The sequence below is a fragment of the Blastococcus sp. CT_GayMR19 genome, assembly GCF_004570385.1.
In the GTDB taxonomy this organism is placed as follows: Bacteria; Actinomycetota; Actinomycetes; order Mycobacteriales; family Geodermatophilaceae; genus Blastococcus_B.
Window position 1 is genome coordinate 192843 of record NZ_SPQL01000002.1, and the last position, 22870, is coordinate 215712.

Genomic DNA, 22870 nt, shown 5'->3' on the forward strand with positions numbered 1-22870 from the left:
CCGGGGAGCCGCTGCGTCCTGCCTGCGCGGAACCCTCCGGGCCCCACTCGGCACGACAGTCCTCCGGACTTCCCTAGGGCCTCCGGACCCAGGTCACGGTGGGCTCGCCGCGGCCGCGCAGGACGACCTCCCCGTCGCGGGCCCAGTGCGCGCGCTCGGCGGGGGTCGTGGCGAGCACCGTCGGCTCGCTGGCCAGCGCCCGGCCGGGGTGCTCCTTGGCGAGGTCGGTGAGCCGCGCGGCCTCGTTCACCGGGTCGCCGATCACGGTGTACTCCAGCCGGCTGGCCGCGCCCACCTGACCGGCCCACGCCCGCCCGCACGCCACACCGACGCCGACGTCGACCTCGCCCGCGGCGGCGACCGCCTCGCAGATGCGCCGCGCCGCCCGCAGCGCGGCACCGGCCGGATCGTCGTGGTCGGTGGGCGCGCCGAACACGCACAGCGCCGCGTCGCCCTCGAACTTGTTCACCAGTCCCCCCTCGTCCTCGATCGTCTCGACGACCACCTGGAAGAAGCGGTTGAGCAGGCCCACCATCTCCTCCGGCCCGGTGCGCCGGACGAGCGAGGTGGAGCCGGCGATGTCGACGAACAGGGCGGCGACCGTGCGCTCCTCACCGCCCAGCGACACCCCGGTGACCAGGGCCCGCTGGGCGACCGTCGTCCCGACGTGCCGGCCGAAGAGGTCGCGGAGCCGCTCCCGCTCGGCCAACCCGGCGGCCATCCGGTTGACGCCCTCCTGGAGCAGGCCGATCTCGCCGGCGTCGTCCACCACGACCGCGACGTCGTAGTCGCCCTCCCCCACCCGCGCGACCGCCCGCCGGAGATCCCGTAGCGGCTGACCCACGGCCCGGGCGGTGAGCAGCGTCGCCAGCACCCCGACGAGCAGGGCCACGATCACGAGGAAGACGACGGGAAGCTCGCCCGGCCCGCCGGGATTGCTGGGGTCGAGGTAGAGCAGGACGATCCCGAGCATCGGGACGCCGCTGGTCAGGCCCCAGGTGAGCAGCAGGCGCGGGCGGACCCCGAGCGTGAGGGTCCCGGCCGGGGGGTGCGCGGCGAGGGCGATCGCCGTGACGGACCGCGCGGCCCGCGCGACGAGCAGGTAGGTGACGCCGGCCGTGACGAGGCCGCCGAGCACCGTGGCGACCCCCGTGCGCAGCCCGACCCTCGGGTCGGGGAAGGAGAGTGCGGCGACGCTCCCCACGAGCACCGCGCCGACGAGCCAGATCAGCCCGGCGATGAGGGCGGTGTCCACCGGCAGGCGGAGGGCGAGCCCCGCCTCGTCGCTCGAGGGTTCGCGACCGGTCATCAGCCACCGGTTGGTGGCCCGCTGCCGCCGCAGACCGGCGACCGTCCCGGCGGGGAACGCGACGAGGAGGTAGGCGGCGACGGCGAGCAGGACGGGTGCGCGGCCGGTGTCCCCGCCGTCGTCCTCGACACCGAGCAGCAGGAGGACGACGGTGATGACGCCAACCAGGTTGGCGACGACGACCAGGCCGACGATCGCCGGGACCGCGCTGCGTCCGCTGGGAGCCCAGGACGCGAGGACGCCGTCGCGGGGAACCGTCCGGGGCCCGCTCCCTGTCTCCACGCTCAGCGCGACGACCGCGACGACCGCGACGACCGCGGCGAGCCGGTCACGGCCGGGGTGCGCTGCGCTGTCACCCGTTCATGATCGCGGTTGGCCCGAGCGCCCGCCGTCCCTGTCCCCCGGGCGGGCGACGGTGCCCCGGCCGTTCACTGCCGTTCGAGCAGGGTCCGGAGCCTGGCCAGGTCGGCACGGTTCGCCCGCCGGACCGCTGCCGCCATGAACGGCGCGACGAGCCGCGAGAAGCCGGCCGGCCGCCCGCGGTTGCGCAGGGTCATCCGGGTGGTCTCCGGGTCCAGGGACTGCCAGGTGTACGTCGTCTCCATGGGGAACGGACCCTGCGCCGTCCGCATGACCAGCCGCTCGCCGGGGACCAGGTCGGTGACCTCGTAGGTGTAGGCCAGCCGCCGGCCGAGGAAGTTCGCGACGAAGTCCATCCGGGAGCCGACGGCGATCGGCGGCGGGGTCTGCCACTCGACGGAGGCGATGTTCGCGTACCACTCGGGGGCGTTCGTCGGGTCGCCCGCGTAGGCGGCGACCTCCGTCCGGGGACGGCGGATCGCCGTCTCGGTCACGACGTCGACGTCCCTGCTCATGCCTCTCCCGCCTGCACCTGGCGATTCTGCTCCCTGATCAGGACCGGACGAGGACCCCACACCCGATCCGGCGAACGGTCGCGGCCAGGCCCGAGGATCCGGTCCCCGGGCTGACACCATCCGTGCAGACGGATCGCGCCATGCCTGCGCCCGCGAGGCTGCGAGGCGGGCTCGACCTACGACGGGGAAGGACGGCCGAATGGTCGACGTGAAGGCTGGACGGACACGACGGGTGCACCTCCGCAACGGGGCGCACGGGTACGGCGTCGTCACCAAGTCGCTGCACTGGCTGACGGTCCTCGCCATCCTCGCCCAGTTCGTCGTGGGCTACGCCATGGACTTCGACGCGTCGCACGACCGTCAGGAGGACCAGCTCAAAGCCGAGTCCGACCGACTGGAGGAAGAAGCCGAGGGCCAGGGAGAGGCCGCCGAGGAGCGGGTCGAGGCCGAGACCGAGCAGCGCGAGGACCTGCTGGACGCCGGGAAGGACGACCAGGCCTCCGCCGTCTTCTCCGACGTCATCAGCGGGAACGCGTTCGGGGACGGGCTGTCCCTCCCCGAGGTCCATGTGAGCCTCGGGCTGCTCGTCATCGCCCTCGCCGTCGTCCGGATGCTCTGGCGGCGGACCACTCCGCTGCCCCCGTGGGCCGAGCACCTCAGCAACCGGGAGCGGCGGCTGGAGGGCGGGCTGGAGAAGCTCCTCCTGGCTCTGCTCGTCGTCGTGCCCGCGACCGGGTTGCTGCTCGTGGCGACGAGCGACGGCTGGCTGCCGGTGCACGTCGCGGCTCAGGTGCTCTTCCTCGTCGCGATCGCGGCCCACGTGGGGCTCGTGCTCAAGCACACCGTCGTCCACCGCAACCGCCACCTGGCCCGCATGCTGTGAGTCCGGCTCGCCGCTTGCGCGTTACCGCGGTCGACGTCGCGTCCGGCTGATGCCGCTCAGCCGCGGCGCATCGATGCAACTGCCCTGCTCAGGCGCGTCTTGGAGGCAGTGACCGGGGTCACACCGGTGCTAGCGTTCCTGACGATCCGAACCGGCGCCCGACTCCGGAGGTTCATCAGATGCGACAGGACCATGCGAACGAGGACCTCGCCCGGCCGGCCGGCCCCGTCGGCCGTGTCCGGCTGTGCGCCGGCCTGGCCGCCGCCTCACTCGTCCTGGCCGCGTGCGGCGGTGACGGCGGCGGCGGTGGGGGTGGCGGCGGCGGGGCTGCGGAGGGGTATCCGGACGGCGACATCACGTTCGTCGTGCCGTTCTCGGCCGGCGGCCCCACGGACACGGTGACCCGGCTCATCGCGGAGCCGATGGGCGAGGAACTCGGCGCGTCGATCGTCGTCCAGAACGTCGAGGGTGCCGGCGGCACCGTCGCGGCCGGAGAGGTCTCCGCGGCCAACCCGGACGGGTACACCGTGCTGATGCATCACATCGGCATGTCGACGGCGCCCTCGCTCTACGCCGACCTGGCGTACGACCCGCTGGTCGACTTCAAGACCGTCGGGCTGGTCACCGAGGTGCCGATGACGATCGTCGCGCGGAGCGACTTCGAGCCCGGGACGATGGCGGAGTTCGTCGACTACGTCACGGAGAACTCCGACACCGTCACCCTGGCCAACGCGGGTATTGGCGCCGCCTCGCACCTGTGCGGGCTGCTCCTCCAGGAGGCCCTCGGTGTGAAGCTCACCGAGGTGCCCTACGAGGGAACCGGCCCCGCCCTGACCGACCTCGTCGGTGGCCAGGTCGACATCATGTGCGACCAGACCACGAACACCACCGGGCAGATCCAGGGCGGCGAGATCAAGGCCTACGCCGTGACCACCCCGGAGCGGGTCGAGAGCCTGCCCGATCTGCCCACCACCACGGAGGAGGGTCTGGACGACCTCCAGGTCGGCGTGTGGCACGGCCTCTACGTCCCGGCCGAGACGCCGGACGAGATCGTGCAGAAGCTCTCGGATGCCCTCAAGGTGGCCCTGGCCGACCAGAACGTGGTCGATGAGCTGGCCAAGCTCGGCAGCACGCCGTCCTCCGAGGACGACGCGACGCCGGAGGCGCACACCCAGCGGCTCGAGGAGCAGATCGAACTCTGGCGCCCGATCATCGAGGACGCCGGCGTCGCGCCGAACTGACCATCAGCAGCGGTGCGGCGGCGGGGTCGCCCCACTGTCGTGCCCGAACCGTGGGGGTCGTGACCGGTGAATCTGCACGATGCCCGCAAGGACCTGCTCGCGGGCGCGACGTTCGTGGGCTTCGGGCTGGCGTTCGCCATCACGTCGTCGACCTACGAGGTCGGTACCCCGCTGCGGATGGGGCCGGGGTTCTTCCCGCTGGTCCTGGGCAGCCTGCTCGTCGTCCTCGGCATCCTCATCGCCGTCAAGGGCTTCGTCGCGGCGGACAGTGACGAGATCGGGCCGGTCCCGTGGAAGGCGCTCGCGCTGCTCGTGGTGGCGTTCCTCTTCTTCGGCTTCACGGTCCGGGGACTGGGGCTGGTGCCGGCCCTGCTCGTGACGGTGTTCCTGTCCGCGATGGCGGGAACGCGGGCCCGCGTCATCCCCGCTGTCGTGATCGCCGCCTCCCTCACCGCGCTCTGCGCGCTGATCTTCGTGGTCGCGCTACAGCTCCGGCTGCCGTACTTCGGCCCCTGGCTGCAGGGATAGCGCGCCGATGGGGGTGTTCGAGAGTCTCGCGCTCGGCTTCGAGACGGCCTTCACGCCGACGAACCTGCTCTTCTGCCTGATCGGCGTCGCCCTCGGGACGTCGGTGGGCGTGCTGCCGGGGATCGGGCCGACGGCCACCATCGCCATGCTCCTGCCGATCACCTTCGGCTTCGAGCCGGTCACGTCGCTGATCATGCTGGCGGGCATCTACTACGGGGCGCAGTACGGCGGGTCGACCACCGCGATCCTGATCAACCTCCCGGGCGAGTCGTCGGCGGCCGTGACGGCGATCGACGGACACGAGATGGCCAAACGCGGTCGCGCTGGGCCGGCGCTGGCCACGGCCGCCATCGGCTCGTTCTTCGCCGGCACGGTCGGCACGATCGTCCTGGCCCTTTTCGCCATGCCGCTCGCCCGCCTGGCGCTCGAGTTCGGGCCCGCGGAGTACTTCTCGCTCGTCGTCCTGGGCCTCGTCGCCTCGATCACCCTGGCGAGCGGCTCGACGCTGAAGGCGCTGGCCATGATCGTCCTCGGCCTTCTGCTCGGCACGGTCGGTCAGGACCTCACCTCCGGCACGCCGCGCTTCACGTTCGGGCAGCGCGAGCTCTACAGCGGCCTGAACTTCGTCTCCCTGGCCGTCGGGTTGTTCGGCGTCGCCGAGATCCTCCGCAATCTCGAGAGCGAGACGAAGCGAACGGTCATGGTGAAGAAGGTCAAGAATCTGTGGCTCAGCAAGGAGGACTTCCGAAGGATCACCCCGCCCGTCCTGCGCGGTACCGGGCTCGGCTCGGCACTGGGCGTGCTCCCCGGGGCCGGGCACGTGCTCGCCTCGTTCGTGTCCTACTCGGTCGAGAAGCGCGCCTCGAAGCATCCCGAGGAGTTCGGGAAAGGCGCGATCGAAGGCGTCGCCGGACCTGAGTCGGCCAACAACGCGGCCGCCCAGACGTCGTTCATCCCGCTGCTCACCCTGGGCCTGCCCTCGAACTCGATCATGGCCCTGCTCGCCGGCGCCTTCATCATCCAGGGGATCACGCCGGGTCCGAACGTCATCAACGACGAACCCGCCCTCGTCTGGGGCCTCATCGTGTCGATGTGGATCGGCAACCTGTTCCTGGTGATGCTCAATCTTCCGCTCATCGGCCTGTGGGTGAGGATGCTGACCATCCCGTACCGGGTGCTGTTCCCGGCGATCATCGCCTTCGCGTCCATCGGCACCTTTTCGCTGAACCTCAATGCGTTCCACGTGTACGCGATCGCGTTCTTCGGGGTCCTGGGCTATGTCCTGATCAAGCTGGGCTGCGAGCCGGCGCCGTTGCTGCTGGGCTTCATCCTGGGTCCGCTGCTCGAGGAGTACCTCCGCCGCGCCTTGATCATTTCCCGCGGTGACCCGACGGTCTTCCTGACACGACCGGTCTCGTTGGGCCTGCTCATCCTGGCGGTGATCGCGTTCGTGGTCGCGGTGCTGCCGACGGTCCGCCGCAAGCGCGAAGCCGTGTTCGAGGAGGAGATCTAGCCAGGTCCGCCGGCGCACCGGGTGTCTTCCGGCTCGAACGGGTAGGAAACGCCACGTCCGGACCCCGACTCAGGCAGGTGTGGAATGCAGGAACGACAGAGTGCCGTCGACCACCCGCGCAGCGACGACGTGAAGGGGCGGGACCGGCACGACGGCGAGGACCAGGGCGGGGTTGGCGACCGTGGCGACTTCGGCGATCAGGGGATCGACCAGAAGGACCGGGAGGGCGCGGTGAACCAGGGGGCCACCGGGGCCGGTCCGGAGTCCACGCGTTCGGAGGGCGGCAGCCAGGCCGGCTGACCGGCACCACGGACCGTGGCGAGGAGGCGGCGTGGCCCTGCACATCCAGAACACGGACCTTCCGGGGGACGGCGCCTCGCGTACGTTCCTCGGTCGCGACCACGGTGGGGTGCCGGTCTCGTTCTTCGTCCAGGCCAGCCCGCCGGGACACGGACCGGGGCCGCACCGCCAGCCGTACGCCGAGGTCTTCGTCCTGCACGAGGGATCGGGCTCGTTCCTGGCCGGGGACGAGATCATCGAGGCCGCCGGTGGTTCGGTCGTGGTCGTGCCGGCGGGCGAGGTCCACGGCTTCACTGCCTCGCCCGGCGGCCCGCTGCGGATGACGTGCCTCCACCTGCACGACCGGATGATCACCGAATGGGTGGAGCCCGGCTGACGGCTGAAGGGCCGGACGGACTCAGGCCGACAGGTCGGCGAGGTCGGTTGCCTCCGCCCGACCCGTGACCAGCTCGACCGCGTCCCGGAGCAGCACCGCCCGATCGCCCGAGGGGCGCTGGGCCTGCCACGCCACGAACCCGTCGGGACGCACCAGCACCGCCCCCCGCGGCCCGACGCCGTACCGGATGGCCAGCGAGCCGTCGGGGTCGGGCACGTCCAGCCCGAAGCGGAGCACCGCGAGCGGCAGGTCGCCCACCCTCAGCCGGTCCGCGGCCGCGCACCAGTCGCCGCCCTCGCGGCCGGCGAGCAGCGTCAGCCGGCCGTCGAACAGGTCGAGCGTGGAGACCCGGCGACCGGTCAGGTCCAGCCAGGCGTGCGGTGCGCGGCGTCCGGGGGCAGCCCGCTCGCCGACGGTCGCCGGCGGCTCGACGTGCTGCGTCGGCGCGATGGCCGCCGACTCGTAGGTGACGCCGAAGTCCTCGAGGCCCGACGCCTCCTGCGGATCCTCGCGCAGCTGCAGCGACCGCAGCGCGTTCGCCAGCCCCACCGGGCGCCGCTCCTCCTCGTAGGTGTCGAGGAGTGCCTCGTCGGCCCACCCGCGCAGGACCCACGCGAGCTTCCATGCCAGGTTGTGCGCCGCCGCGATGCCCGTGTTCATGCCGGTGGCCCGTCGCGGCGTCGTCCGGGTGGCCGCGTCGCCGACGAGGAGGACCGGGCCATGACGGAACCGGGCGGCGATCTCGGCGCCGAACGTCCACTCGAACTCGCCCTGCAGCTCGACGTCGAGCTCCGGGAGGCCGGCGGAGGCCCGGATGCGCGCGACCACCTGCTCGGGCGTGGGGACGGCGGGGTCGCCGTCCCCCGGCTCCCAGCCGTATCCCCATCGGTGCCGTCCCGACGAGACGAACAACGCCTCCGCTCCCGGCGCGGTGACCCAGTGCAGGGCGAACGGTGGGTCGGACACCACGCGGTCGAGGTCGGCGCCGAAGAGGTACGTCAGGTGCCGCCCCTCGGAACCCAGGTGCTCCATCTCGATACCGAGCGCCCGCCGGACGGTGCTTCGCGGGCCGTCCGCGCCGACGAGGTACCGGGCGCGGACGTCGTACTCCCCCGACCCCGACCGCGGGCGGAGCGTCGCCCGCACTCCGTCGCCGTCGACCTCGAAGCCCACCAGCTCGGTCCGGAAACGCACCTGCCCGCCGCGGTCCTGCACGTGCTCGAGCAGCACCGGTTCGAGGTGGTCCTGCGGGACGAACGCGAACGGTGCCGGGCTCATGCTCGAGACGTACTGGGCGACGGGCGCGCCCAGCGACTCCACGGCGACCACGGGAGCGGCCAGCACGGGGGAAATACCCAGCTCCAGCCGGACATCCTGCCCGGCCGCGTACACGCGCTGGTCCAGGCCCCAGGACCGGAAGATCTCCATGGTCCGCGGCCGGACGCCGGCCGCCTTCGGGAAGATCGACGTCCCGGCGTGCTTCTCGACGACCAGGACGCGGACGCCGGCGCGGGCCAGGCCGGCGGCGGTGGTGAGGCCGGCCGGGCCGGCGCCGACGACGAGGACGTCATAGCTCTCGGGCTGTGCGAACACGACATCGCTCTCTCTGTCCGTGGGGGGATGTGGTCCTCCCACGGTCGCCGCCGGGACCCGCCGTCGGATCCGTACCGGCTACGGAGTTAGCGCCGCGACCCGGCTACGGAGCTGGCCGCGGTCGGCGGCACCCAGCTTGGCCAGCAGGCTCGCCACGTGGGTCTCGACCGTGCGCGGCGAGAGGTAGAGCCGGCCGGCGATATCGGCGTTGGTGAGGCCCGCGGACACCAGGCCGAGGACGTCCATCTCGCGGCTGGTGACGCCGGCGGCGCGCAGGGCACCGGGCACGGGCGAGTCGCCACGGCCGCGCCGCGTCGGAGCCCCGGCGCGCTTCAGCAGGTCGCGGCAGATGCGGGCCAGCGAGGAGTCGCCGGCCCGCTCGTGCTCGGCGAGGTCGCGGCGCAGCAGCGGCACCGGGTCGCCCCAGCCGTCGGCGACCGCGGCCTCGAGGACCAGGAGGCGGAGCAACCGGTGCAGCCAGGGCACCGGGTCGAGGTCGGCCTCTCCCTCGGCGAACAGCGCCGCGGCCTCGTCGCACCGGCCCGCGCGTCCGGCGGCGACGGCATCGGCGTAGTGCAGTGCCCCACGGTTGGCCCGACGCAGCACCACGGGCAGTCCGCGCAGCACCTCCCGGGCCTCGGCACCGCGGTCGCCGACCACAGTGCGGAGCAGCGCCCACAACCCGAACTGGTGCAGCGGGGCGGCCACGCGATGTGCCACGAGACGGGTCACGCCCGCGTCGAGCGCAGCGTTGGCACCGGCAAGGTCGTGCGCCAGGAGCAGGGGCATGGCGCGGACGGACGCCTCGAGTGGTCCCGCGTCCGGCCACACCTCGGTGTCGGCGAGCGCGGCCAGCGCCGCCTCCGTGCCGGCCGGGTCCCCCGAGGCGGCCCGGGCGAGCGCGACCCCGTACGCGCTGGCGGCCTGCACCTCCGGCATGTGCAGCCACGCCGCCCGCTCGAGGAGCACCCGCGCCCGCGGCTCCACCGCTCGGGGGCCGTCCGTCACGGCGATCGCGTCGAACAGGATCACCTCGGCGTTGCTGGCCGAGCCGAGCAGTCCCGCCGCCGCGGCCATCGCCCGGGCCCGGGGCAGCGCTTCGGAGGTCTCGGTCTCCTGCAGCTCCACCGTCCCCAGTCCGATGAGCGCCGTGACCTGTTCCGGCACGAGCCGGTGCTCGGCGGCCACCTGCGCGGCGCGGGCGAAGGCGGCCCGCGCCTCCTTGGGGCTACTCAGGCGCGCCACCCGGCCGGCGGCGTCCAGGGCCTCGCACAGCACGGCCGGATCCCCCCAGTGCTCGGCGCCGGTCACCGCCGCGGCGGCCATCGAGGCCGCGCGCTCCACGTCGCCCACGCCGAACGCGGCGTCGGCCGCCAGCAGCACGGAGCGTGGGTCGTCGGGGCGGCCGGCCTGCTGGACATAGGCCGCGACGTCGCTCCACCGCCGGGCGGTCACCGCCGTGCGAGCCAGGCGGAGGCACAGCTCCGCGTGCTGCTCGCCGGTCGCAGTGGGAAGAGCCAGCGTTCCGGCGTCCAGGGCGTCGCCGACCCGGCCGGTGGCCGTCAGCACGCTGACCCGCTCGATGGCCACCGCCGCCGGGGCGGCGCCCGTGCGTGCCGCCTGGTCGAGCAGCTGCTCGGCGCGGCGGAGCGCGCCGGCCGCCCGATCCTGCCGCGCCAGCTCCAGGAAGAGCGCCGCGGCACGGTCCTGCTCGTCGCCCGCGGCGAGCAGCTCGGCGGCGCGGGCGACGTCGTCCCGCCGGCCGCGAGCCAGCAGCGCCTCGGCAACCCTCCGCGCCAGGGCCGCTCGCTCGGGCGGGAGCAGGTCCGCGACCACGGCCTCCCGCATCAGCGCGTGCCGCCACCGCAGCCGACCGGCGTCCTCGCGGAGCAGATGGGCCTCCGCGGCGGCCCGGGCGGCGGCGAGCACGACGTCCTCCGGCTGACCGACCACCGCCGGGAGCAACTCCCAGTCGGGGTCCGTCCCCGCCACAGCGGCCGCGCGCAGGCAGCTCTGCGCGACGCGGTCGAGCAGGGAGAGCCGCCGGCGCACCAGGGCGCTCATCGTCCGGGGGACGGGGGACGCCGTCGAGGCGGTCGCCGTGCGCACCGCTTCGTCGACGAGCTCCTCGGCCAGCAGCGGCAGGCCGTCGGCCCGCGCGACGAGTACAGCGAGCTCGTCCGCACCCAACCGACCGGTCGCCCGCGAACCGGCGAGGGCCGCGACCTCCGCCGGACTCAACCGGGACAGCGTCACCGTGTGGACACCGGGCCTGCCGGCCAGCCGGTCCACCACGGCAGACCCCGGCTCGTCGTCGCGCGCGGACGCCGCCACGAGCACGGGCCGATCGGCCAGGCGGCCGGCGAGGTACTCCAGCAGCGCGATCGTGTCGGCGTCGGCCCAGTGCAGGTCCTCCAGGACGAGGAGGCAGGGCCCCCCGACCAGCGCGTCCAGCACGCGGACGACGGCCTCCCCCAGGACGAGCACCGGGTCGACGCCGATTTCCGTCGCAGTGCCACCGCCGGCCGACCAGCTGGGCAGGAGGCGGCCGAGCGCCGCCCGGTAGGGCGCCGGCACCGTTTCCGGATCGAGGTCGTCGGCGCCGCCCCGCACCAGCGCCTCGACCAGCGGCCGGTAGGCACCCCCGGACTCCGTGGCCCGGCCGCACAGGACCGGCACCCCGTCGGTGCGCGCCAGCCGGACCGCCTCGGAGAGCAGCCGGGACTTCCCGACCCCGGCCTCACCGAGGACCAGCAGCACCCCGCCGCTCCCCGCCCCGGCGCGGGTGACGGCGGATCGAAGGGCGGCCCAGGGCCCGGCCCGGCCGATCAGTGGCGCGGCGTCCACCGCCACGTCCTACCGCCCGCCCGACCGCGTGTCACTGCCTCCTCGCCCGCCGGTTCGTTCCGACCGACCGGATCACCGCAAAGCGCCTCGCGCGCCCGCGGTGGTACCTGGAGCGGGAAGTGGCCCAGGAGCAGACCGTGACCCGGACCGACCGCCCGCGCTCGCACGTCGGGCGGTCGGTCCGGGATTGCGTGATCGCGACGACGCCGGAGCGCCGCGACGCTCAGTGGATGTGCGCGCCGCCGTTGACGTCGTAGGTGGCTCCGCTGATGTAGCCGGACTCCTCCCGGCACAGGTAGGTGATCAGGTCGGCCACGTCGGCGACGTTCCCGTTGCGGCCCACGGGGATCCCTGCCACGAGCTGCACCTTGCGCTCACCCTCGAGCGCGCCGCCGGTGATGTCGGTGTCGATCAGGCCGGGGGCGACGGCGTTCACGGTCACACCCTTGGGCCCCAGCTCGCGGGCCAGCGCGCGGGTGAACCCGAGTTCAGCGGCCTTCGCCGCGGAGTACGCGACGCCGCCGAAGACGCCGCCGCCCCGTTCCGCCGAGACCGAGGACAGGAAGACGATCCGGCCGAAACCGAGCTCGGCCATACCGGGCGCGATGCGTCGGGTGACGTTGAAGGCCCCGCGCACGTTGACGGCGAAGATGCGGTCCCACTCCTCTCCGGTGACCTCCAGGAACGGGGTGGGCGAGGTGATGCCGGCATTGTTGACGAGGGCGCCGACGGGAGGCAGTGCACCGGCGAGGACGGCGAGCGCGGACTCGACGGAGGTCTCGTCGGTGATGTCGCAGCCGATGCCCACGGCCCGCACGCCGTGCTGTTCCTCGATCTCGTGGGCGGCGTCCTTCGCGCTGGCCTCGTCCAGATCGAGGATGGCGATGTTCCAGCCGGCCGCGGCCAGGGTGTGCGCGGTGGCGCGGCCGATGCCCCGCTTGGAGCCGGCTCCGGTGATGAGGGCGGTCTTGTCCGAGACGGACATGGGGTTCCTCCGAGAGGTGTCTGTTGTCGGGTGTGCGAAATTCAGGAGTGCGGCCGGGGCGTCGAGCGGGCCACGACCGATCGGTCACCGATGGCCGGTGCCGGGTGGGAGTGGGGCGTCAGGCAGTGGCCGGGGCCGGGTCGGCGGCCCAGGGGCCACGTTCCGCCGGTGCGGCGTTCCCGAGTTCGGTCCTGACCCTCGCGACGATGGCGTCCGTCGACAGGCCGTAGCGGTCGTGCAGCGTGGGCAGGGCGCCGGCGGCGAGGAACTCGTCGGGCAGCGCGATGGGGACCACCCGGTTGCCCACGCCGGCGTAGGCCAGCGTGGATGCGACCGACTCGCTCAGCCCGCCGATCACCGTGTGGTTCTCCAGAGTGACCACGAGCCGGTCGGTGCGCGCCGCGCGCAGGATCGCCTCGGTGTCCAGCGGCTTGATCGTGGGCACGTGGAGCACGGCGACGTCCACGTGGTCGGCCTCCAGCCGGGCCGCGGCCTGCAGCGCCCGCATGGTCATCAGCCCGGTGGAGATGAGGACGACGTCGCGGCCGGTGCGCAGCTCGGCGGCCTTGCCGAGCTCGAACCGGTAGTCGTACTCGTCGAGCACAGTGGGCACCGCCCCGCGCAGCAGCCGCAGGTAGGTGGGTCCGGGTGCTGCCGCGAGTGCGGGCACGGCCTGCTCGATGTCGACCGAGTCGCAGGGGTCGACGATCGTCAGGTTCGGGCAGCCGCGGAGGATGGCCAGGTCCTCGGTCGCCTGGTGGCTGGGGCCGTACCCGGTGGTGAGCCCGGGCAGGGCGCCGACGACGTTGACGTTGAGGTTCGGTTCGGCGATGTCCAGGCAGAGGAAGTCGTACGCGCGCCGGGTGGCGAACACCGAATAGGTGGACGCGAACGGGACGAGGCCCACCTCGGCCATTCCGGCGGCGGCCCCGAGCATCACCTGCTCGGCCATGCCCATCTGGAAGAAGCGGTCCGGGTGGGCCTCGCGGAACACGTGCATGTCGGTGTACTTGGCCAGGTCGGCCGAGAGCCCGACGATCTCCGGACGCTCCTGCGCCAGACGGGCCAGCGCGTGGCCGAACGGGGCACTGGTGGTGCGCTGGCCGGGGTCGGCGAACGAGGCGATCATGGCCGAGGTGGTGAGCCTCTTCCGGGGGGCGGTGGTGGTCATCGGGCCAGTCCTTCCTCGAGCTGGGTGCGGGCGAGGTGCCATTCCTGTTCCTCGACCCGCATGAAGTGGGCTTTCTCGCGGTTCTCGAGCAGGGGCACGCCGGAGCCGATCCGGGTGTCGCAGATCAGCACCGACGGCGTGCCGCGGTGCCGGCGCAGCTCGTCGAAGGCGGCGACGAGAGCAGCGATGTCGTTGCCGTCGACCCGCAGCGCGTGCCAGCCGAAGGCCTGCCACTTCTCGGTGACCGGCTCGGTCCGCAGCACGCCGGCGGTGGGGCCGTCGGCCTGCAGGGCGTTGACGTCGACGATCGCGGTGACGTTGTCCAGGCCGTGGTGCGCACAGGACATCGCCGCCTCCCACGTGGAGCCCTCGTCCAGCTCCCCGTCGGAGAGCAGGTTGAACACCCGTGCCGGGTTGCCGAGGTGGCGCAGCCCCAGGGCCATCCCGGTCGCCACGCCGAGCCCGTGACCGAGCGAGCCGCCGGAGATCTCCATGCCCGGGGTGTAGGACGCCATCCCGGACATGGGCAGCCGGGAGTCGTCGGATCCGTAGGTCTCCAGCTCGTCGACCGGGATGATCCCGGCTTCGGCGAGCGCTGCGTACAGCGCGATGGCGTAGTGGCCGATCGAGAGCAGGAACCGGTCGCGGTCGGGCCAGTGCGGGTCCTCCGGCCGGAAGCGCAACTGGTCGGCGTAGACCACGGCGAGGACGTCGGCGACACCGAGTGCCTGGCCGATGTAGCCCTGCCCCTGCACCTCCCCCATGTCCAGTGCATTGCGACGGATCCGATAGGCGGCCCGGCGGATCCGCTCGATCCGTTCCTTCTGGTCCACGGTGCCCGCCGCGGCGAGCGTGCTGAGCGAAGTCATGACGTGCTCCTTCTCGTTCGTGGGAATCAGTCGCTCGCCGAGTCGGCCAGCTGCCGCTGCTCGGACTGGGTGCGCGGGGCGGGCGCCGGGGCGCCGGCCTCGGTCGGCACGATGAAGTTCCGCTGCAGGGCCTCGACCTCGTCGCGCTCGGTCCGGCCCCAGGTCTCCGGGGTCACCAGGGCAGCAGCGAGGCCGAGCAGCCCGTACGCGCCGAAGAGCAGCGCCGGGCCGGTCCAGCCGAAGCCGGCGTAGAGCCCGGTGGCGACCAGCGGGGTGAAGCCGGAGACGACGGCGGAGAGCTGGTAGGCCAGGGAGGCGCCGCTGGTGCGGGTCTTGGCCGCGAACAGCTCCGGGAACCAGGCCCCCTGCACGCCGGCCAGGGAGTTCTGGCAGACGGCGTAGCTGACGACGAAGGCGAGCACGATCGCCGTCGCCGCACCGGTGTTGATCAGCAGGAAGAGCGGGATCGCCCACAGCACCATCACCGCGGTGCCGATCAGGTACACCGGCCGCCGCCCGATCCGGTCGGTGAGCGCGCCGAAGAAGACCGTGGCGAAGATGCCGATCCCGGCCGCGACCATGAGCGCGGTCAGGGAGACCGGACGTTCGGCGAGGTCCTCGCTCACCAGGTAGGACAGCATGAAGGTGACGGACACGGCGTAGCCGGCGGTCTCCGCGATCCGCAGGCAGAACGCCCGCAGCACGTTGCGCCAGTCGGTGCGGAGCACCTCGAGCATCGGGTTCTTGAGGACCTCACCCTCCTCCTTGAGCTCCTCGAACTCGGGGGACTCCTCGAGCTTGAGCCGGATGAGGATGCCGACGACGATCAGGACGGCGCTGAGCAGGAACGGCACCCGCCACGCCCACGAGCCGCCCAGCGGCACGCTGGCCAGGAAGGCCAGGTTCGCCAGCAGGAGCCCGACCGGGAAACCGGCCTGGGTGATCCCCGTGTACAGGCCCTTCTTGCGCCAGGGGGCGTGCTCGAAGCACATCAGGATCGCGCCGCCCCATTCGGCACCGAACGCGAGTCCCTGCACGACCCGGACGGCGACGAGCAGGATGGGAGCCAGGACACCGACCTGCGCGTACGTGGGCAGGAGGCCGATGAGGACGGTCGCGATGCCCATGAGCAGCAGGGATCCGACGAGGACGGGCTTGCGGCCGATCCGGTCACCGAGGTGGCCGCCGATGATGCCGCCCAGCGGGCGCACCGCGAAGCCGACGCCCAGCGTCGCGAACGACAGCAACGTGCCCGACAGCGGGTCGTTCGCCGGGAAGAAGGCGTCGTTGAAGTAGAGGGCCGCGGCGGTGCCGAAGCCGATGAAGTCGTAGGTCTCGATGGTCGCGCCGATGGAACAGCCGACGGCGACCTTCTTCTTGGTCGGCGTGCCGTCGATCGGGTGCCATTGGGCGACGTCCGCGAGATGCGGGTCTCGAAGCGCTGGGGGCCGCTCGGTCATGGTGGTCTCCGGGGTCGGGAGGAGAGGAGGTTCCAGTGGCCGCTGGGGGTTGACTGTTGACAGTCAACTGGCAACGAGTGTGAATCGCCCGCGTCACAGTGTCAAGAGTCACTCCGTCGGCGCTCCACGACAGGCGCCGCAGGCGGCAGAGCGGCGGCGAGGCAGGCAGGCAGGCAGGCAGGCAGGCAGGCAGGCAGGCAGGAGAACGCCACGGCAACCGCCGCGACAACTGGAGGAAGCGGGGTCGCGCCGGCAGCGCTGCGGTCGATCGCCCCGCGGGGGTCAGGCCTGGCGAGGAGCCTCGGTGAAGCGCTCCGCGGCTGAGGCCATGTGCTCGTCGACGACCCGCAGGGCCGTGCTCACGTCGGCGCGCTCGATGGCATCGACGATGGGGGCGTGCCGGTCCCGCGCCATCATCGGCGCCTGCCATGCCGCACCGTTCAGGATCGCGATCCTCATCCTGCCTTCGAGGTGCTGCCACGCCTCGACGAGCATCGAGTTGCCCGCAAGTCGACACAGCTCCAGATGGAACGCCAGGTCCGCCTCGATCCGGGCGGGAAAATCCTCGCCCTCGTCGCTGAGGTGTTCGAGCGCCGCGCGGAGCGCTCCGACCGCAGCCTCCCGTCGGGGGGAGGCGATGATCTCGCGGACCGCCATCCCCTCCAGGGCTGCTCGGACCTGGAACAGCTCGCGGACCTCCGTCGGCGTCAGGCTGCTGACCCGCAGCATTCCGCGGTTGCCGGCGGTGACCAGCCCCTCCTGCTGGAGATGCCGCAACGCCTCGCGCACCGTGCCACGGCTGACCCCGAGGGAAGTGGCCAGCTCCACTTCGCTGAGGTGGTCTCCGGGGCGGTATTGACCGGAGATGATCGCCGATCGGAGCGACTCCAACGCACGTTCCCGCAGCGTGCTGCGGTCCAGACTGGTCAGTGGCTCAACCATTCCCATCCACCTCCTCGTTGCCGACCATCGTAGGCATTAACTGTCGACAACCGACGACAACAGTCGACTGACGACCCCGAGGGAGTGATGGGCGCGCAGGTCGCGCGGTGCGAACTTCGCCCTCGGGGCGTCGACAACCGACCTGCCGCTGCGCGGCCCCGCGGCGATCATTCGGGTTTCCCCACCACCGGCACATCGCACCGCGGGGCGCACCGTGTCCGAGCGCCTGGCCCGCGCCGGCTCGGCCCGCCCTTTCAGCCGGAGACACGCCGTCGGCGCCGCGCCGACCTCCGCGTGGGAAGCCTCTTGAACTCATAGAGTGTGGCGCTGGACACACTCCGTATACGGACCGTCGGCACGGTACAGGCGAGCGCACGCTCATGACGAGGGACGGCAGTAGATGAACGAATCACCCTGCGACTACGGGAACCACGTCTTCTGCGCGAGCGACTGCGCCTGCACCTGTCACGAGGACCACTGAGGGCCGCCGGGGTTCGGTAGCGCCGTCCCCCGGTCGGATGTCGTCCGCGGGGTCGCCCCTCCCCCGGCTCGCCGTCCTTCAGTAGACGAGGATCTCCGGGGGCGCCGTGAGCACCGCCCAGTCCTCCTGCGGTGCGGGGGTGGCCGGCTGCGCCGTCGCCATCTGACCGTTCCCGGTGGTGAGGCCGAACGGGTCGTTCTGCGCCTGCTGCTTACCCAGCTGGTCGGCCGTGGCGCCGCCGATCGCGGAGCCTGCCATCCCGCCGAGCAGCCCGCCGGCCATCCCGCAGAGCAGCAGCCCCACCCCACCGGTGGCGATGCCGAGACCGACGCAGGCCGCACCGGCGAGGACGGCCCCGCCGATGCCGAACAGCTGTGCTCCGGCCTCCTCGCCGACCACCCTCGCGCGGCCGGCCTCGTCGGCCGTGGCTATCCGGTAGCCGGAGATCGCGAACGACACGACGATCATCCCCCGCCCGGCCCATCGCAGCTGGGTGGCGTTACGGGCCATCCAGGCGGTGCTGCCTGCCACCAGCTCGCCTTTCACGGCACCGCTGAGCGGTTGCACGGTGAGCACGCGGGCCTTGCTCTCCGCGGTCGCGAGATACTCGGCCTCGTCCGGGTTGAGCCCGGCCTCGAAGTTGGCGTCCGCCGGGGCGAGGGTGTTCGCGGCGCTCGCCTTCGTGTTGTCGAGGACGGCGGACTTCTGGAAGTCCGCCTTCACCCGGAACCGGCGGTCCCCCGACCACGTGACCGGCTCCGGCTTCCCCTTCTCGGGCGGCACGCTCCACGAGGACCAGGGTGATCCGCCCTGGTGCGCCCCGCCGACGTGCAGCGACACCGTCCGGCTCATGAGCTGGGCCTCGGCCGGCGTGAGCGAGTTCCGGTTGGCGTTGAACTTGCGCACCAGCGACGGGATCGACTGGAGCTCCGCCACGGTGAACGGCCGGTCCATCTGCCCGACCTGCTGGCTGACCCACGGGAACTTCGGATCCTGCCCCGGAGGGGTCCCCTTGAGATGGGTGGCCAGCCACGGGTCGAGGTCGCGCGGCAGCTCGTTCAGGATCCGCTGCAGCTCCACCGCACGCGCCTCGGGGATGAAGGCCCGCCAGTACCGGGTGCCGACCATCCGCATCCCGCTCGCCGCGTTCGTCTGCGCGACCGAGTGCGCGCCCTGGCTGCCCATGTAGGACGCCGGTCCACCCGCCGTGAGCGTCCGTTGGGGAAGCTCGTCGGCCACCCACACGACCGGGAAGTCGACGCGCCGGACCGCCGGGACGCTCTCGGGATCGACCGCGGCCAGCTGGCGCTCGAGGCGCGGCCGGTCGATCGGGGCGGAGGCGAGCCCCTGCTGGAGGATGCGGCGCTCCTGCTCGACGAGCTGGTTGAGGACGGCGAGCTGGTCGGTGTCGCTGAGCCCGTTGATGACGCCGTAGGCCCCCCACGGCCCGCGGGGCTCGTTCATCCGCTTGGCGGCCATCAGGGACCGGACCGCGTAGGTGCGCGCCTGGGTGGAGACGGTCTGGATGATCACGTGCCAGGTGGTGTCGTCGCGGCGGTCGAGGCAGTACCGCACCCAGGCCAGCTGCTGCCCGGGGTTGAGTGCCCTCACGGTGTCCCGCTTGTCCCCTTCCGGCAGCCGGTCGAAGACCTCGACGACGTTGAGCAGCGGGGGGTGCGCGGCCGGCGTCCCGGGGAACCGGCCGGCGTCGATGGCCTGCCCCATGGCCGCGTCGACCGAGCGCTGGACGGGTGGCGCCTGCTCCTCGGTGCCCGCCTCGGTGTCGACGCAGCCGTCGCCGCAGGCGCCGCCCGGGCAGCGCTGGAGCGACCGCGGCTCGGGCGCCGAGCCCCACCGGGACGGCCGATCGGCGAGCAGCGCGGCCGTGGCACGGTTGCCGGCCGAACGCTGGAGGAGCAGCAGCCGGGCGGTCTCGCCGGACGGCGCGAAGCGGTCCGGCCGGGTGCGCGGCGGATGTCCGGCCCGGTCCACCGGCGCCGGGGTCCGGGCGAAAGCGGTCACCGGCGCCTCCGTTGTCGAACCCCGCCAGTGTCGGCCCGCCTCTCGGAGGCGCCCTGCCCTTTCGGGTAGACGGTGGGGCACAGCCTGGGGACGACGGGCCGGAGGTCGGTGGCAGCCGGCCACCCGCACCGACCGGCTGCGCGCCCTGATCCGCGGCGGGTGGCAACAACAGGGGCGGCGGTCGGGTGAGGTGCGGCCCGGCGGCGGTCCTCGCATCGGACCGGCCGGGCCGGCTGACCGGTCCTCACCCTGATGGGGGGCAGACAACTCAACCGCCCGCCCGGATCGGCCGACTGTGGTGTACATGACAAGCAGTCGAGGGCGTCGGACCGTCGTCCGGGCTGCAGCGTGACCGGGCAGGGCGTCGAGGCCGAGCCCCGGGAGACCTCCGGCGCCGTGACCTCCAGCCTGCTCCGCTACGTGCGGGCCCAGGGTGGCGAGGACGCCGTCACGGAGGTCCTCCGCCGGGCGGACGTGCGGCACGACGTCGAGGAACTCGAGAACCCCTCCAGGTGGTGGAGCTACGAGACCCGCCGTCGGTTGTACTCGGCAGCGACCGAGGTGCTCGCCGACCCGGAGACGCTGTTCAAGGTCGGCTGCGCGGCCGTCACGAACGGCCTGGCACCGTCGCTGATCCTCGTCCTGCGGGCGGTCGGTTCACCGCGGCAGGTGTACCGGCGGGTTCCGCAGGTCATGGCCAAGTTCACCACCACGTCCACGATGGAGATCCTGGACGTGGAGGCGACGTCGGCCACCATCGTCTACCGCGCACAGCCGGGGCACACCCACTCGCGGATGGACTGCAAGTACGCCCGGGGACTGCTGACCACGGTGCCGACGCTCTTCGGCCTGCCGCCCGCCCAGATCGAGCATTCCCACTGCGAGCCCGAGGGGCACCCGGACTGCACCTACCACCTCAGCTGGCAGCAACGGTCCTGGCTGGGGCGGCGCCGGACCGATCGCTCGTCCAAGGACCTGGACGTCGCCTCCCTGCAGGGTCAGCTGCGGGCACTGCAGTCGGCGGCCGCCGAGCTCGTGTCCAGCGACGACCTCGAGACCGTCCTCCCGCGGATCGTGGCCCGCGCCGGAGAAGCCGTCCTCGCGCCCGCCCACCTCCTGGCCGTCTCGGCCCCCGCTGGTGGTCCACCGCTCGTGCACAGCGTCGGGCTCGCACCGGAGGACGCGGAGAGGCTCGCCGCCGCCCTCCTCGCGGGGGAGGACCTCGATGTCCCGGCCGTGGTGGTGGACGTCGCCTCCACGCGTCACCGGCACGGCCGTCTGGCCGCCATCTACCCGCCCGGGTACGGAGTGGTCGGTGCCGAGCGCTCCGTGCTCGCGGCGTACGCCGACCACACCGCCGCGGCGCTCGACCTCCTGATCGCCCTCAAGGACGCGAAGGTCGACGCCGACCGGGTCGGCGCGGCGCTCCACCTCGCGCACGAGCTGGCCACGGCCGTCGACGTCGCGACCGTCTGCGACGTGGTCACCGATGCGCTGCCGCGCATGGTCGGCTGCACGAGTGCCTCTCTCATGCTGTGGGATTCGGCGTCACGCCGGCTGCGGACACAGGCGGCCGCCGGGCTGGACCCGGCCGGCACCCGGCGCCTGCTGGGCGCCGCGTTCGACCCGGACGACGTGCCGGAGCTGGCCGGGATCCTCACCGACGGCGAGCCACGCATCCTCGCCTCGCACGGGAACAGTCCGGCGGTGGAGGGCCTCCTGCGCGACCTGCGGTTGGCCGACGCGGTGGTCATGCCGCTGGTGGCCGACGGCGGAATCCTCGGCGTCGCCACGGCGAGCTGGGAAGCCGGGGAGAGCCCGGCCCTGCTGGGCGACGTGCTGGCCCGGCTCCGTGGTGTCGCCGACCAGGCCTCCACGGCGTTGCAGAAGGCACGACTGCTCGAGGCCGTGCGTCACCAGGCCTCGCACGACGCGCTGACCGGGCTGCCGAACCGGGTGCTGTTCCTCGAGCAGCTGGAGGCAGCGCTGGCCAGGACGGAGGCCGGGGAGCACGTGGCCGTCCTCTTCTGCGACCTCGACGGGTTCAAGGAGGTCAACGACACCGTGGGACACGCGGCGGGCGACGAGCTGTTGCAGCAGGTGGCGGAGCGGCTGCGGGCCTCGGTCCGCCCCGACGACACCGTCGGCCGGCTCAGCGGGGACGAGTTCGCCGTCATCCTCCCGGGCGTGGCGGGCGACGACGACGCAGCGGCACTGGCCGGCCGGCTGCTCGGGTGCTTCGACGAGCCCTTCCCGCTCGAGGCGGGCGACGTCCGCATCGGGAGCAGTGTGGGCGTGGCCGTGCATGCCGGCGGCGATGTCGTGGCCGAACAGCTGCTGCGCACTGCCGATGCGGCCATGTACCGGGACAAGAACGTGCGGCGAGCACGACGCGCGTCCGAACACGGTCGCGGGGGCGGTCACGGCGTGACCGGGCCTCGGAACCGGTCGAGGGTGTCGACGACCGCCACTCCGATGCACCGGCTGCACGACTGAGGAGACGGCAACGAGGAAAGGCCGGGGGCCACCGCTGTCCGCGGTGGCCCCCGGCCTTTTCGCCAACTGGCGTCCCGGCGTTTTGCCAGGACGCCGTGGTGGAGGTGGCGGGAATCGAACCCGCGTCCTTCGATGCATCACCAGGGCTTCTCCGAGCGCAGTTCGCGGTGCCTCTACTCGGCCCCACCGTTCATGCGAACGAGTCGGTGTGGCGGGCCCAGTCGCTGTTTGGTGTCCCACGCGTACCCGCGACCGGTACGCGCAGTGAGTCATCTAGCTGATGCCAGGATCCGGGCCGATGACGAACCCGGGCTGACAGACTCGCCTAGCTGCTGTCAGGCAGCGAGAGCGAAGTCGTGCTGCTTAGGAGCGGCACTTGTTGGTTTGCAACGGATGGTTAACGAGATCATCGTTGCCTTCCTCGGCTCGCTTCCCCTGGTCACACGACCGAAGTCGAGACCAATCACCCCCTGTGCAGTTGTACGGACAGCCTAACGGTCCTGGGCCCCGGCGTGTTCCCCCGGACGGGGGTGTCCCGCGGTCAGCGGACCCGGCGGAGCCACCATCGCTGCCACGGCGTCTCGACGGCGCGCGGGTGGTACTCGCGGCGCACCCAGCGCACGGCCTCCTCCGGTGTCAGCCCGTCGAGGACCGCGAGAGCCGCGAGCGCCGTTCCGGTACGGCCGACGCCGCCCCGGCAGGTGACCTCCACCCGGTCACCGTCGAGCGCCCGCCGGTGGGCGTCCCGGAGCGCCTCCAGTGCGTCGTCGCCGTCGAGCGGGATCCAGAAGTCGGGCCAGCGCACCCGCCGGTGCGGCCACGCGGGCGCCGGCCCCGGCGTCAGCACCAGCGCGAAGTCGGCGGGCGGGACGACGTCCTCGAGCCGCCGTCCGCGCACCAGCGTTCCGCCGGGCAGCCGGACGACGCCCCGCTCCCCCGCCCAGAGCGCACCCCCCACGCGCACCACCTTCTTCGGGCC

18 protein-coding genes and 1 other RNA gene are annotated in these 22870 nt (G+C 72.8%); 7 read left to right on the forward strand and 12 right to left on the reverse strand.

Going from position 1 to position 22870, the window contains the following annotated elements; all coding sequences use genetic code 11:
• Window positions 1–73 precede the first annotated feature (73 nt).
• Together E4P39_RS03600 and E4P39_RS03605 are read right to left on the reverse strand one after the other, a co-directional pair.
• Window positions 74–1591, reverse strand: a complete 1518-nt coding sequence (locus tag E4P39_RS03600; RefSeq protein WP_135135020.1) for an adenylate/guanylate cyclase domain-containing protein — start codon at window positions 1589–1591, stop codon at window positions 74–76.
• 146 nt (window positions 1592–1737) lie between these two features.
• The gene (locus tag E4P39_RS03605) at window positions 1738–2184 is read right to left on the reverse strand and encodes an SRPBCC family protein (RefSeq protein ID WP_135135021.1); all 447 of its coding nucleotides are present in this window, start codon (window positions 2182–2184) and stop codon (window positions 1738–1740) included.
• A 199-nt stretch (window positions 2185–2383) separates the two neighbouring features.
• Between E4P39_RS03605 and E4P39_RS03610 the strand changes: the two genes are divergently transcribed.
• The 6 genes from E4P39_RS03610 (at window position 2384) to E4P39_RS03635 (ending at window position 7025) form a co-directional block, all read left to right on the forward strand.
• Window positions 2384–3067, forward strand: a complete 684-nt coding sequence (locus E4P39_RS03610; RefSeq protein ID WP_135135022.1) for a cytochrome b/b6 domain-containing protein — start codon at window positions 2384–2386, stop codon at window positions 3065–3067.
• 179 nt (window positions 3068–3246) lie between these two features.
• A complete protein-coding gene (locus tag E4P39_RS03615; RefSeq protein WP_135135023.1) occupies window positions 3247–4308 on the forward strand; it encodes a tripartite tricarboxylate transporter substrate-binding protein in 1062 nt (353 codons plus the stop codon).
• Window positions 4309–4374: 66 nt separating this feature from the next.
• On the forward strand, window positions 4375–4836 hold the full coding sequence (locus tag E4P39_RS03620) for a tripartite tricarboxylate transporter TctB family protein (RefSeq protein WP_135135024.1): 462 nt from the start codon (window positions 4375–4377) through the stop codon (window positions 4834–4836).
• 7 nt (window positions 4837–4843) lie between these two features.
• Window positions 4844–6349: a tripartite tricarboxylate transporter permease gene (locus E4P39_RS03625; RefSeq protein ID WP_135135025.1), complete on the forward strand. Its 1506-nt coding sequence runs from the start codon at window positions 4844–4846 to the stop codon at window positions 6347–6349.
• Between the two features lie 84 nt (window positions 6350–6433).
• Window positions 6434–6649, forward strand: a complete 216-nt coding sequence (locus E4P39_RS03630) for a hypothetical protein (RefSeq protein WP_135135026.1) — start codon at window positions 6434–6436, stop codon at window positions 6647–6649.
• A gap of 31 nt (window positions 6650–6680) precedes the next feature.
• A complete protein-coding gene (locus tag E4P39_RS03635; protein WP_135135027.1) occupies window positions 6681–7025 on the forward strand; it encodes an AraC family ligand binding domain-containing protein in 345 nt (114 codons plus the stop codon).
• Window positions 7026–7046: 21 nt separating this feature from the next.
• On the opposite strand, the gene E4P39_RS03640 is transcribed toward E4P39_RS03635, so the two are convergent.
• From E4P39_RS03640 to E4P39_RS03675, 8 genes are all read right to left on the reverse strand, one after another.
• On the reverse strand, window positions 7047–8618 hold the full coding sequence (locus E4P39_RS03640) for an FAD-dependent oxidoreductase (protein WP_135135028.1): 1572 nt from the start codon (window positions 8616–8618) through the stop codon (window positions 7047–7049).
• 78 nt (window positions 8619–8696) lie between these two features.
• On the reverse strand, window positions 8697–11465 hold the full coding sequence (locus tag E4P39_RS03645) for a LuxR family transcriptional regulator (RefSeq protein WP_167761548.1): 2769 nt from the start codon (window positions 11463–11465) through the stop codon (window positions 8697–8699).
• A gap of 223 nt (window positions 11466–11688) precedes the next feature.
• A complete protein-coding gene (locus E4P39_RS03650; protein ID WP_135135030.1) occupies window positions 11689–12450 on the reverse strand; it encodes an SDR family NAD(P)-dependent oxidoreductase in 762 nt (253 codons plus the stop codon).
• Window positions 12451–12568: 118 nt separating this feature from the next.
• A complete protein-coding gene (locus E4P39_RS03655) occupies window positions 12569–13621 on the reverse strand; it encodes a transketolase C-terminal domain-containing protein (RefSeq protein ID WP_135135031.1) in 1053 nt (350 codons plus the stop codon).
• Window positions 13618–14490 (reverse strand): transketolase, encoded by an 873-nt coding sequence (locus E4P39_RS03660; RefSeq protein ID WP_135135032.1) that lies wholly within the window; start codon window positions 14488–14490, stop codon window positions 13618–13620. The genes E4P39_RS03655 and E4P39_RS03660 overlap by 4 nt, the downstream gene beginning before the upstream one ends.
• A gap of 26 nt (window positions 14491–14516) precedes the next feature.
• Complete coding sequence (locus tag E4P39_RS03665) at window positions 14517–15950, reverse strand: MFS transporter (RefSeq protein ID WP_135135033.1); 1434 nt, start codon at window positions 15948–15950, stop codon at window positions 14517–14519.
• A gap of 282 nt (window positions 15951–16232) precedes the next feature.
• Window positions 16233–16892, reverse strand: a complete 660-nt coding sequence (locus E4P39_RS03670; protein WP_209306325.1) for a GntR family transcriptional regulator — start codon at window positions 16890–16892, stop codon at window positions 16233–16235.
• Between the two features lie 559 nt (window positions 16893–17451).
• A complete protein-coding gene (locus E4P39_RS03675; protein ID WP_135135034.1) occupies window positions 17452–19395 on the reverse strand; it encodes a hypothetical protein in 1944 nt (647 codons plus the stop codon).
• Window positions 19396–19743: 348 nt separating this feature from the next.
• On the opposite strand from E4P39_RS03675, the gene E4P39_RS03680 reads away from it, so the two are divergent.
• On the forward strand, window positions 19744–21891 hold the full coding sequence (locus E4P39_RS03680) for a sensor domain-containing diguanylate cyclase (RefSeq protein ID WP_245159609.1): 2148 nt from the start codon (window positions 19744–19746) through the stop codon (window positions 21889–21891).
• Between the two features lie 96 nt (window positions 21892–21987).
• On the opposite strand, the gene ssrA is transcribed toward E4P39_RS03680, so the two are convergent.
• Window positions 21988–22362: a transfer-messenger RNA gene (ssrA, locus tag E4P39_RS03685) on the reverse strand.
• Between the two features lie 70 nt (window positions 22363–22432).
• Window positions 22433–22849, reverse strand: a complete 417-nt coding sequence (locus E4P39_RS03690; RefSeq protein WP_135135036.1) for a protein-tyrosine phosphatase family protein — start codon at window positions 22847–22849, stop codon at window positions 22433–22435.
• Between the last annotated feature and the right edge of the window lie 21 nt (window positions 22850–22870).